Source organism: Streptomyces sp. x-19 (genome assembly GCF_046549115.1).
GTDB lineage: Bacteria > Actinomycetota > Actinomycetes > Streptomycetales > Streptomycetaceae > Streptomyces > Streptomyces albulus_C.
Map to the genome: position 1 here is coordinate 25,315 of NZ_JAJPWK010000041.1, position 8,024 is coordinate 33,338.

The window sequence follows — 8,024 nt, forward strand, 5'->3', positions numbered from 1 at the left end:
TCGATCGTCCGGACCGAACCAGGCGACAACGCCGCCCGCGCCGCCACCCTCCATCGGGATCAATGACGGGGTTCACTGGGTCGACACGTGAACCAAGATTCATATGGACATGAATTTCATTTCCATCTAGCCTGAGGTGCGTACCGACCAGCGAGCACCACTGGGGGTGATCCACCGTGAACGGCCGGACGACCCGGCAGCGAGCTGCCGTCCTGCGGACTCTGTCGACCTGCCAGGACTTCGTGTCGGCGCAGGAGCTGCACGCCCTGATGACCGCCGCCGGGACCGCGGTCGGGCTAAGCACCGTCTACCGCGCGCTGCGGGAGCTGGAAGCGACCGGCGGAGCCGACGTCATACGCGACGAGGCCGGAGAACGGCTCTACCGCGAGAGGCCGGCGGACGGGCACCGCCACTACCTGCTCTGCCGCAACTGCGCCCGCAGCCGGCCGGTGGACTCCGAGGTCGTCGAGCAGTGGGCCGGGCGGATCGGTGCGGACACCGGGTTCGCCGCGGTGGAGCACACCGTCGAACTCACCGGCATCTGCGCCGACTGCCAGCCCCCTCCCCGTCCGGATGAAGGAGAACTGCCGCCATGCCACTGGGATCCCGCCCGAAACCAGGCCCGAAGCTGCGTGAGCTGAAGGAGACCGTACGCACGCTGCTCGGCCTCGACGACGACACCGCCGTGGTGGTCCGGCAGCTCACCTGCACCGAGCCGGGTTGCCCGCCACTGGAGACGGTCATCGCCGTGCTCCCCATGGACGCCCCGGCCCGCCGCTGGACCCTCCACCACCCCGCCGAGCAGATCACCGACGAGCACCTGAAGACCACACTGCTGGCCGCCCCGCACGAAACCGCATACGAAGGAGCCTGTGAATGACCACGCCGGAACCGCTCACCGCAACCCGAGACGAACCCCGTGACGAACCCACTGACGAGCGCGTCCCCGTCACCGTCCTGACCGGCTTCCTCGGCTCGGGCAAGACAACCCTGCTCAACCGCATCCTCACCGAGCAGCACGGACTGCGGATCGCCGTCATCGAGAACGAGTTCGGCGAGGTCGGCATCGACGACGCCCTCGTCCTCGACGCCGAGGAGGAGATCTTCGAGATGAACAACGGGTGCATCTGCTGCACCGTACGAGGAGATCTGATCCGCATCCTGGGCGCGCTGATGCGACGGCGCGAGAAGTTCGACCACATCCTCATCGAGACCACCGGGCTGGCCGACCCGGCGCCGGTCGCGCAGACCTTCTTCATGGACGACGAGATCGCCGCCCAGCTGCGGCTGGACGCCATCGTCACCCTCGTCGACGCCGCGCACGTCCTCCAGCACCTGGACGAGGTCAAGCCCGAGGGCGTGGAGAACGAGGCCGTCGAGCAGATCGCCTTCGCCGACCGCGTCGTGCTCAACAAGACCGACCTGGCCGACGACCAGACCGTCGCCGAGGTCATCGCCCGCATCCGCGCCATCAACAGCGGCGTCCGGATCATCCCGGCCCAGCACGCCGAGCTCGACCTCCAACAGGTACTGGACGTCGGCGCGTTCGACCTGGAGCGGGTCCTCGCCGACGACCCGTCCTTCCTCACCGAGACCGAGCACCAGCACGACACCACCGTCACCTCCGTCGGCATCGACCTGCCCGGCGAACTCAACGAGGACAAACTCAACCGCTGGCTGGGAAACCTGCTGCGGACCAAGGGCGTCGACCTCTTCCGCTCCAAGGGCATCCTCGCCCTCGCGGGCGTCCCCAAGCAGTACGTCTTCCAGGGCGTACACATGCTGCTGGACGGCGAGTTCGGGCGCGAGTGGCGCGACGGTGAGGTACGCCGCAACCGGCTGGTCTTCATCGGCCGCAACCTCGACCGCGACGCGCTGGAGCGCGGCTTCGCCGGCTGCCTGGCCACGGCAGGAGCCATCGCGTGAGCATCCCCGCACCCGACGAGGCCCTGACGGCCGCCTGGGAGACCACCATCGACGACGCGCCCGTCGCGCTCAGCGCCTGCGGCGATCTGCTCGCCGTCGCGGGGGCCGAAGGCACGGTCACCGTCCTGAAGACCGCTACGGCAGCCGAGGTGGGAGAGTTCGCACTGCCCGGCGGGGCACTGCATGTCGCGCTCGCCCCGGACGCCCGGCGCCTGGTGGCCACCGGCCCCATGGGATACGCCCTGTGGCGGCGGGAGGACGGGCGGACGACGGTGCACGAGACCAGAGCCTGGTCGTCCGCCGCCGCGTGGGCCAACGACGAACGGGTGGCCGTCGCGTCCGGCCGGCGCGCGCTCGTATTGGGCCTGGACGGCGAGGAGTTGTGGGCCACCGAGCCCGCCGCCTCGACCGTCACCGACCTGGCCTGGCAACGCCAGGGCCGGCGGCTGACCGTCGCCGCGTACGGCGCGGTACGCGGCCACGAACGGCACACCACCAAGCCGGTGGTCACCTACCCGTACATCGGCTCGCACCTGGCCCTGGCCGTCGCGCCCACCGGCCGCTGGATCTGCAGCGGCAACCAGGACGCCTCTATCCACATCTGGCGCACCAGGGACGGCAGCGAACTGACCATGTCCGGCTACCCGGAGAAGGTCTCCCGCCTCGCCTTCGACGACACCGGCTTCTGGCTCGCCGCCGACGGCGCCCCCGACGTGACGGTCTGGGACTTCTCCGGCAAGGGACCCGCCGGCACCGCACCCCGCTCGCTGCGCTGCCACGAGACCATCACCGCCCTGGCCTGGCGGCCCGGCCCCGCCGGCCACCTCGCCAGCGGCGGCCACGACGGCACCGTAGCGCTGTGGCGAGCCACGGCCGGACGGCCGCAGTCCCAACTGCACCCAGTGCGCACACTGGAGGGGGACTCCGCCGTGGCAGCCTTGGCCTGGGCTGGCCCCGAACTGCTGGTCACCGCCCACCAGAACGGACACGTAAGCGCCCACCGGCTGCCCTCCCGGACCACCCTGTGACCCGCGCTGTCATCGGCGTGGCCAACCGGCCCTGCACACTGGTCGTCTGCCGGGGCTGCTGCTGCGGCAACGCACGCAAACACCCCGGCACCGACCACACCTGGCAGCTCGGCCGGCTGCGCGCAGCCGCCGCCGACTCCGCAGGCCGCTTCGCGGTCCGCACGACGGACTGCCTCGGCCCCTGCGACCAGGCCAACATCGTGGTCGTCCAGCCATCCTCCGCGGGGCGACGTTCCGGCGGCCGCGCCACCTGGATCGGCTTCGCCATGGGCGACGCCTGCACCGACGACCTGCTGCGCTGGGCCACCGGCGGCGGACCGGGCATCGCCGAACCGCCCGCCACCTTGGAGTTGCAGTTCATCCGTCCGCCGCATGAAGCGCGCGCCCGTGCACGCCGATGAGGTAGCAGGTGGCCGCGGCGTCCTCGCGGCCACCTGCCTCGACGGCACCACCGCTGCCTTTGTCGCCGCCATGCTCCAGGCGCTGGCCACGCCCTCCCGGCTGATGATCCTCACCACCCTGCGGCAGCGCCCGCACCCGGTCACCGAACTTGCCACCGCCATCGGCATGGAACAGTCCGCCGTCTCCCACCAACTACGACTCCTCCGCGCGTTGGGCCTGATCACCAGCCGACGCAACGGCCGCCGCATCATCTACCGCCTCTACGACGACCACGTCGCCCAACTCCTCGACCAGGCCGTGCACCACATCGAGCACCTACGGCTCGGCGTCCGCGATCTCGACTCCCGATCGACCGCACGGGCCGGGACACCTGGCGCATGCCGCCGCTGACGACCCTGACCAAGCCGACCATGTCCACCGGCCGCAAGGTCGGCATGGGCGCCCTGCGTGGCGACCTGCTCATCGCGATGATCCTGGTCGTCATCAAGATCACCCAGGTCGCCCTCGGCAACCGAGACCGACACCGTCCGAGGTGCGCCGCGCCGGCACACCCCGGACAGCCGGATGCCACCCAGCATGTCTGGGCCGCGTGCCATTCGCATGCCACGGCTGGCGGGCGACGAGCGCTCCCCCTGTGCCTCCTGGGAGCCGTTTGGAAGCCGACCCGCACCCGAATCCCCATCCACACCACGCGCGACCAACCAGAACCACGCCGCTGACCAGCGCAAATGCCGTCCACGCAGGCAAGATCAGTGCCCGAACCTCATTCGGGACGAAGAGGTGGTCAGTTCAAATTCGAGCCCACCACAGCTGACCGCCACCTCCCCCATAACCAGCATGAACCTGACCACGCTGAGGTTTCTGCTCTGATTGAACTCGCCTGCGTCCCGTTCAGCCCACCCACCGGTGTCGGCTCCACCACAGTTCAGAACACCCCCGCATACGTGAGCGATGCGTGAGCGGACGGCGGACCACAAGCCGCTTCAGACTGGATTGACGCTCCTGCCGCGTGGCGCTGACCAGGAAGAACAGCACCACGCGGCAACGACGAACATCACCGAACATGGATTCGATCCCACTCGCAGTGCGAAGGCGCTACGTTGAGAGCACGCGCCGCCGTAGCTGAAGGACGGTCCAGTGAGTGAAGTCCCCGCCGACTACTCCCAGGGCATCGACCCTGAGCGGGCTCTGAAGTACGCCATCCAGCACCTCAAGGACGACCGCGCCGAGATCGTCGAAGGGGTCATTGAGACCGTGCCGCCCAGCCGGGATCACGAAGCCGTCGCTGACACCCTCCGCGAGCAGATCCGCGGCCGCGCCCGCGAACTCGGCTGCGTCATCAGCTCCGGCAATCTCGACCTGCCGGGTTCACCGAACTGGTACATCCCCGGCCTCGCCGTCGTCCCCGCGGCCGCGGCCAAGGGCGCGCTCCCTGCTGCCCGCCGACACCCTCCTCGTCGTCGAGGTCACCTCCGAGTCCAACGGCGAGACCGACCGTGTCGTCAAACGCACGCGCTACGCCGAGTACGGGGCGCCGCTGTACCTACTGGTGGACCGTCAGGAGCGTTCGGCGACGCTGCACGCCGAGCCGGGCCGCCTGGGCTACACCCGCGCGAACGGGCCTCACCTCTACGGCACCACCCTGTGGATCCCTTCCCCGTTCGACCTCGACCTCGACACCAGCGCCTTCTGACCCGCTGGCGCCGGCCTGGCCCCACCGCGAGGCCGCCGGCGGCCGGCGGCCCGCCACGCGCCCACCGTTACGCCTTCACATGAGGGATGTCCGGCGCCGAGCCGGCCCGTGCCCGGGCGCGCCGCAGTGGGCGTTGTCCCGTCGGTCAGAATGCGAGGCCGTGCGGCCGGTGGGCCCTGACCGGATGCGTGCGAACCGTCGGTCAACTCGTCGGCCACGTGACCGACGCCAGGCCAAGCACGGCGGGCAACCGGCCAGGGCGCCGGGCCACTCCCCGGTCATCGGCCACCGGCTCGGTCACCGTGCCGACTTCAACGGCCGCCGGTCGATCGCCGTCGGCTCGGTCGCGGAGGCCGAGATGCCACGACTCACCTGCTCGCCGGACCGGTGCGTGACCGCTGCCTCGGACGCTCGCCGAGGATCGTGACGAGTGCTCTTCGCAGTCGCTGTGCACGGCGGCGAGTGATGTCGCCCGGTAGGCGCCGTCACGCTCTCTCTGAGACCTCGGCGACCGGTTCCGTCGCGACCGTTGTGCTTCGCGGTTGAGGCGCAGAGGTGAGCTCATCGGGAACCAAGAGTCCGAGCGGCCAAGTTGGCACACCATCAACTCGTTTTGATAGACGAAGAATAGAGGGTGGACAGAGGTGTCTACTTTCACTTACGGTGACCTCGTTACAGCAACGTATATTCTCGTTAATTGCAAGGAGGGGGAGCATGGCACACACCCGTCCGTCCCCCTCTGGCGCCTAGTCATTCCGTCGCCCGACGGGCCGGCCTACAAGCCGCATCGCTCCGAGGCCGTCACCCGTGATGCGGCCGAGCAGGAGAAGGCGAACACCACCGCGGATCTGATCGTCGTGGAGCAGTGGCAGAACGGTCACTGGGAGGAATGGGTCCGGTGGGTACGCAGTGGCAACACCTGGCGCGCAAAGTAGAGGTGACACCGTGCGCATCACTATCACCGTCGAGAACCCCACCGGGGAGTTCCAAGACAAGCTGCTCGCCTTCCTGAAGGAGCACGCTGCCCAAGTCGAGGTCGACACCACGTGGACCGTGGAACGGGCCCAGCAGTACTACCGGACACTGCGCCCACGAGCGCAGGACATCGTCAAGGGAGCCGTCGAGAACGATGGATTCGTCAGTGACGACGAACTCCGCACCGACGGAAGCAGCCTGCGTGGCCACAGCGGATCCCTCAAGCGGATCCTGGAACGAGGCGTCCGCGAAGGATGGTGGCCAGATGGGATGCAGGCACCCATCCGGCCCCAGGGGCCGGGATTCGGGAAGGTGAAGGGCTACAGGATGCCAGAAGCCCTCGTCCAGACCTTCTGTACCGCGATCGAACGCCACGACAAGCAGAAGTGAGGAGCACGAAATGACTGAGCCTTTTCCAACCTCACTTTGAGGCGTTGGGGTGGAGGGTGAGGACCGGCTGGACGAGGCCGGTGATGCGGGTGGTGCCGCACGGCACAGGAAGGAACGCTGTCCCGGAGCGCCGTCAGCGCGCGCGGCGCCTCAGGCAGCGGCCCAGGAGGACTGTTCCCGCCCCCGCGATCAACGAGGCGGCGGCGATGCCGGCGATTTCGGTCTCCGCCCGTGCGGAACCGGTGGCGGCCAGCGCAGGCCGGGCGGAATCAGCCGCCGCGGCGGCTTGGAGGACGAGGTCGGTGACCGCTTCGGGGTGGGCCATCATGGCCACGTGGGAGGAGTCGATCTCCACCGTGTGTGAACCCGCGCGTTTCGCCTCGAAGCGTTCCTGGTCGGGGTTGATGGTCTTGTCTTGCTTCGCGACGAGGAACCACGAGGGGATGTGCTTCCAGGCCGCCACCTTGGCCTTCTGCGAGAACGCGGTCGTCGCCGCGGGCCGCTGGGTCACCGCCAGGACCCTGGTGGTGCTCTGCGGCAGGTCGGCGGCGAAGACCTGACGGAGCCTGTCGGGCTTGAGGTACAGGTCGGTGCCGCTGACGCCGCCGCCGGCCCGGTAGGGAACGGACTTCGTGGCGGTGCCGAGTTCGCTGGGGAACCTGGCGGCCAGGGACATGCCGCTCTCGCCCACGTCGGGCATCAGTGCCGATACGTACACCAGCGACTTGACCCGGGGGTTGCCCGCGGCGGCCGAGCTGATCAGGGCGCCGCCGTACGAGTGGCCCACCAGGACGATCGGGCCCTTGATGCTGTCCAGGATCGAGGCGATGTAGGTGGAATCGTTGTAAAGCCCGCGCAGCGGGTTGGCGGGAGCGATGACGGTATAGCCACGGCGTTCGAGCCGTTCGACGACCCCGTTCCAGCTGGAGGCGTCTGCGAACGCCCCGTGCACCAGCACGATGGTGGGTTTGGTCGTGGTCGTGCCGCCGTCCGCGGCGGCAGGGGCCGCCACGGTCGTGCACAGGGCCATGCCGCACGCAGCTGCCATGATGTGTATGCGACGTATTCGGCGCCGTGAGCCGGGGACCGGAAATGCTGTCATGAGACTCTCTCTTTCCGCGAGACCTACGGCACCCGAGTGTTCAGGTATCCGCACCGGCAAGCGCGGCCACGTACTCTAACCGGGTCGCAAACGTGGGCCATGGGAGTGAACGTCAGAGTCAATGGGTGTTCAGAACCTACGTCGTGAGCCGTGTGTATTCCGATGACCGCTCAGTGCGTGCGCAGAGCACTATGAGCTGCCCCGAGTTTCGTAGAGTTCGGCGGTGTTGTTTCAGGCGGACTGCGGGGTTTGCTCCTGGCTCCGCCAGAAGTCTCGTTCGTACTCGCTGGGCGGTACGTAGTCGAGTGCAGAGTGGAGACGTTCTTCGTTGTACCACGTGACCCACTGGAAGACCGCTCCCTCGACCTCGTCGCCGTCCTCCCAGGGGCCCTGCATCTCGATCAGCTCGGCCTTGAAGGTGCCGTTCAGCGCCTCGGCCATCGCGTTGTCATAGCTATCCGCGACGGAGCCGACGGACGCGGAGGCGCCGATGTCGGCGAGCCGGTAG

10 protein-coding genes and 1 pseudogene are annotated in these 8,024 nt (G+C 68.7%); 9 read left to right on the plus strand and 2 right to left on the minus strand.

The window, feature by feature from the left end:
• The first annotated feature begins 176 nt into the window (after positions 1–176).
• The 9 genes and pseudogenes from ACLJT4_RS40105 to ACLJT4_RS40145 all read left to right on the plus strand — a co-directional run bounded on the left by ACLJT4_RS40105 (position 177) and on the right by ACLJT4_RS40145 (position 6,414).
• Positions 177–641: a Fur family transcriptional regulator gene (locus ACLJT4_RS40105; RefSeq protein ID WP_411129991.1), complete on the plus strand. Its 465-nt coding sequence runs from the start codon at positions 177–179 to the stop codon at positions 639–641.
• Positions 593–880 (plus strand): hypothetical protein, encoded by a 288-nt coding sequence (locus ACLJT4_RS40110; RefSeq protein ID WP_411129992.1) that lies wholly within the window; start codon positions 593–595, stop codon positions 878–880. The genes ACLJT4_RS40105 and ACLJT4_RS40110 overlap by 49 nt, the downstream gene beginning before the upstream one ends.
• Entirely contained in the window at positions 877–1,926 is a 1,050-nt protein-coding gene (locus tag ACLJT4_RS40115; RefSeq protein WP_411129993.1) for a CobW family GTP-binding protein, read from the plus strand. Before ACLJT4_RS40110 ends, ACLJT4_RS40115 begins: the two co-directional genes overlap by 4 nt.
• Positions 1,923–2,954 carry a WD40 repeat domain-containing protein gene (locus ACLJT4_RS40120; protein ID WP_411129994.1) on the plus strand — a complete coding sequence of 344 codons (1,032 nt, stop codon included), beginning with the start codon at positions 1,923–1,925 and terminating at the stop codon, positions 2,952–2,954. Before ACLJT4_RS40115 ends, ACLJT4_RS40120 begins: the two co-directional genes overlap by 4 nt.
• Positions 2,951–3,355 (plus strand): (2Fe-2S) ferredoxin domain-containing protein, encoded by a 405-nt coding sequence (locus ACLJT4_RS40125; protein ID WP_411129995.1) that lies wholly within the window; start codon positions 2,951–2,953, stop codon positions 3,353–3,355. Before ACLJT4_RS40120 ends, ACLJT4_RS40125 begins: the two co-directional genes overlap by 4 nt.
• Complete coding sequence (locus ACLJT4_RS40130) at positions 3,327–3,746, plus strand: ArsR/SmtB family transcription factor (RefSeq protein WP_411129996.1); 420 nt, start codon at positions 3,327–3,329, stop codon at positions 3,744–3,746. The genes ACLJT4_RS40125 and ACLJT4_RS40130 overlap by 29 nt, the downstream gene beginning before the upstream one ends.
• Entirely contained in the window at positions 3,734–4,075 is a 342-nt protein-coding gene (locus ACLJT4_RS40135; protein ID WP_411129997.1) for a hypothetical protein, read from the plus strand. The genes ACLJT4_RS40130 and ACLJT4_RS40135 overlap by 13 nt, the downstream gene beginning before the upstream one ends.
• 418 nt (positions 4,076–4,493) lie before the next feature.
• Positions 4,494–5,049 (plus strand): annotated as a pseudogene (locus tag ACLJT4_RS40140) (Uma2 family endonuclease).
• A gap of 945 nt (positions 5,050–5,994) precedes the next feature.
• Positions 5,995–6,414, plus strand: coding sequence for a hypothetical protein (locus ACLJT4_RS40145; RefSeq protein ID WP_411129998.1), 420 nt, complete (start codon positions 5,995–5,997; stop codon positions 6,412–6,414).
• 133 nt (positions 6,415–6,547) lie between these two features.
• Here ACLJT4_RS40145 and ACLJT4_RS40150 read toward each other — a convergent pair whose 3' ends face one another.
• Both ACLJT4_RS40150 and ACLJT4_RS40155 read right to left on the minus strand, forming a co-directional pair.
• On the minus strand, positions 6,548–7,462 hold the full coding sequence (locus ACLJT4_RS40150; RefSeq protein WP_411129999.1) for an alpha/beta fold hydrolase: 915 nt from the start codon (positions 7,460–7,462) through the stop codon (positions 6,548–6,550).
• A 285-nt stretch (positions 7,463–7,747) separates the two neighbouring features.
• Positions 7,748–8,024: integrase core domain-containing protein (locus ACLJT4_RS40155; protein ID WP_411130000.1), on the minus strand; the 277-nt coding region annotated here is incomplete at its 5' end.

Excerpts from the sequence above, each read along its gene's own strand:
- ACLJT4_RS40110 (WP_411129992.1), top strand. The coding sequence starts at position 593 with ATGCCACTGGGATCCCGCCCGAAACCAGGCCCGAAGCTGCGTGAGCTG.
- ACLJT4_RS40115 (WP_411129993.1), top strand. The coding sequence starts at position 877 with ATGACCACGCCGGAACCGCTCACCGCAACCCGAGACGAACCCCGTGAC.
- ACLJT4_RS40130 (WP_411129996.1), top strand. The coding sequence starts at position 3,327 with ATGAAGCGCGCGCCCGTGCACGCCGATGAGGTAGCAGGTGGCCGCGGC.
- ACLJT4_RS40135 (WP_411129997.1), top strand. The coding sequence starts at position 3,734 with ATGCCGCCGCTGACGACCCTGACCAAGCCGACCATGTCCACCGGCCGC.
- ACLJT4_RS40150 (WP_411129999.1), bottom strand. The coding sequence starts at position 7,462 with ATGGCAGCTGCGTGCGGCATGGCCCTGTGCACGACCGTGGCGGCCCCT.